1 protein-coding gene is annotated in these 696 nt (G+C 55.7%); it reads right to left on the bottom strand.

Features of this window, described 5'->3' with window-relative positions; genetic code table 11:
- Positions 1-104: 104 nt before the first annotated feature.
- On the bottom strand, positions 105-696 hold a 592-nt coding region (locus AC1RO3_RS07945), incomplete at its 5' end, for a hypothetical protein (RefSeq protein WP_481763921.1).

The following is a 696-nucleotide window of genomic DNA, read 5'->3' as shown; positions in this document are numbered from 1 at the left end:
GATTGTACGGGTCATGGCGTTCAATGAATTCGTTCGGTGGATTGAACGTGAATTCGCGTTCCAGCATTAAGAACCTCTTGGGGTAGTTGTGGACACTTCTTTATTTACATGGACTGAGTGGCACGCTCAAACTTGGGACGCCACGCCTTGATCGCGTGCGTGAGACGCGAGCGCTGCATTTCCTTACCCATCAGCGTGAACATCTCAGCGTTCTCAAGGAACGCGTGTGAGCGATCCACGTACTGGGTGGGATGACAGCCTGCGGTTTCGTAGAAGAGACCGGTGGCGACGTGCTGACCCGGGTCCGAATACACCATCATCAGGTCCGCATCGCGGATCGACTTCTCCAGTAGCGTACGCGGGCGGCGTCGGAATGCACCATTCTCGAAACAGGTGACACGGATCAGGTCGCGCACCGTTTCCTTATTGATTCCCTCGTCTTCGAGGATCAGGTTGATGTCGCGAGTGAACACGCGCTGGATGGCTCGTTGGATGTTCACGGTATCTCGTTCAGCACCACCCGAGTGATTGTGGTCATGGAACAGCGAGGCCACGGCCAGAGCCTTCAGATCGCCCTGCACGAGGTAGTGGTTGCTGGCCTTGGGCCGAAGCGAGTTTTCGTTTGTGGCCACCACATGGGACCAGTACCCGACATGCAGTTCATGCTGAAGGTTGTGGTACGGGTTATTCATGTGC

This window comes from Dellaglioa sp. CoH-57-MRSF-19 (assembly GCF_056781975.1).
The sequence above is the reverse complement of the archived record's forward strand: the minus strand, read 5'-3'. Positions and strand labels throughout refer to the sequence as shown.